The sequence below is a fragment of the Streptomyces sp. NPDC005899 genome (assembly GCF_040629645.1).
GTDB lineage: Bacteria > Actinomycetota > Actinomycetes > Streptomycetales > Streptomycetaceae > Streptomyces.
The window spans coordinates 1-1,642 of the sequence record NZ_JBEXWB010000656.1 but is presented as its reverse complement, the minus strand read 5'-3'; the positions used below and the strand labels follow the sequence as shown (position 1 = coordinate 1,642).

The window sequence follows — 1,642 nt, the reverse complement described above, 5'->3', positions numbered from 1 at the left end:
GAGGCGGGCGCCACTGGCCGGCGGACGGACCCGGGCACAAGCGGCCGGACGCCGAGCGGGGCTTGTGCGGGATGAGTGCGGCGGGCGGCCGGGCCCGGGGTGGGGCGCGACACGAGCCCGGCGGCCCCCCGGAGGGCGGGTGACGACGTGGGCCCACCGGCCCCCGGGCGGGTTGCCCCTCCCACCGAGCCCGACACCTCCGGCGGTTCCGAGGATCCGGGGAGCAGGCGACCGGCCGGAGGCGACAGACGGCAGACGACTCACCGACGGCCGCACCGGGCACCCGCCCCCTCCGCGACGGCGCCCCCACCGAAAGCGTCACGCGCAAAAGGGGCATGACTCGCCAATAGGTCACAGCGTGACAGGAAGCGAGCCGCACCGGCCCTCACCCGCTGCCGCAGGCGCGCGGTTGCCTCTTCCGGCGGACGCATCCTGTGACCTGCGTCACTCCACATGTGCGGAGATTAAAGCGGGCTTGGCCAAGCGTGTGAACGGATGGTAAGCGGCGGGCAATTCGGGCGTATTGCTGAAAACCCGAGTTCACGCCAACGATGCAGCGAGTCCGTTTTGCCCGTTAGGGCGTCAATAAGGGCGCTCGACAAGCGGATTCATAGATTCCGAACGTAACTGTGTCGCAACACACGTTTCTTGATGAGACCCCTACAGCCCTGATAGCGCTAGTACCCATGTCCCACACCGCTCACATACCCAGCCACCGGAAGCCCCGCCAGAGTGCCTCGAAGACGGCGCTGCGGGCAGGAGTTGCCGGTGGCGTCCTCAGCACCATCGCGGTCGCAGGCGCCGCCGGTCCGGCCCAGGCCGAGCCGGTGACCCAGACCATCGAGATGCCCACCATCACGGCCGGGTTCTCCACCACCGTCGCCGCGTCCGCGCAGGCCACACAGCAGGTCGCTCTCGACCTCGAGACACAGGCGCACGAGGACGCCGCGGCGGCCGACGCCGCGAAGACCGCCAAGAAGGCCAAGGCCGAGGCGGTCCGCAAGGCCGAGGCCGAGAAGAAGGCCGAGGCGGCCGCCAAGGAGAAGGCGGAGGCCGCCGAGCGCGCCTCCCGCAGCGCCGAGCGCACGACGCTCAGCGCCTCCTCGGGCTCCTCCGGCTCATCCAGCTCATCCGGCTCCTCCGTTTCCTCCGCGTCGACGTACTCCTCGAACGCCACGGGCTCGGCGGCGTCCGTCGTCGCGTTCGCGCAGTCGCAGATCGGGGACGCGTACGTCTCCGGCGGCACCGGCCCCAACTCCTGGGACTGCTCCGGCCTGGTCCAGGCCGCGTTCCGCACGGTGGGCGTCGACCTGCCGCGCGTCTCGCAGAGCCAGTCGACCGCCGGTACCCAGGTCTCGCTCAGCAACCTGCAGCCCGGCGACATCCTGTACTGGGGCGGTGCGGGCAGCGCGTACCACGTCGGGATCTACGTGGGCGGCGGCCAGTTCGTCGGCGCGCAGAACTCCTCGACCGGTGTGGTCCAGAAGTCCCTCGACTACGACCCGCCGTCGGGCGCCGTCCGCGTTCTCTGATTCACAAGCGCGTGGCGCACACGCACCGGACACCTCCGTGCCCGGTCGCGGGCGCACCGCCGCACCCGGATACGGTGACGGGCCGTCCCTCCCCCTCGGGAGTGACGGCC

At 71.3% G+C, this 1,642-nt stretch carries 1 protein-coding gene; it reads left to right on the top strand.

Annotation, left to right across the window (positions count from 1 at the left end; translation table 11 throughout):
• Nucleotides 1-686: 686 nt before the first annotated feature.
• On the top strand, nucleotides 687-1,532 hold the full coding sequence (locus tag ABZ371_RS32445; protein WP_358686492.1) for a C40 family peptidase: 846 nt from the start codon (nucleotides 687-689) through the stop codon (nucleotides 1,530-1,532).
• Nucleotides 1,533-1,642 lie beyond the last annotated feature (110 nt).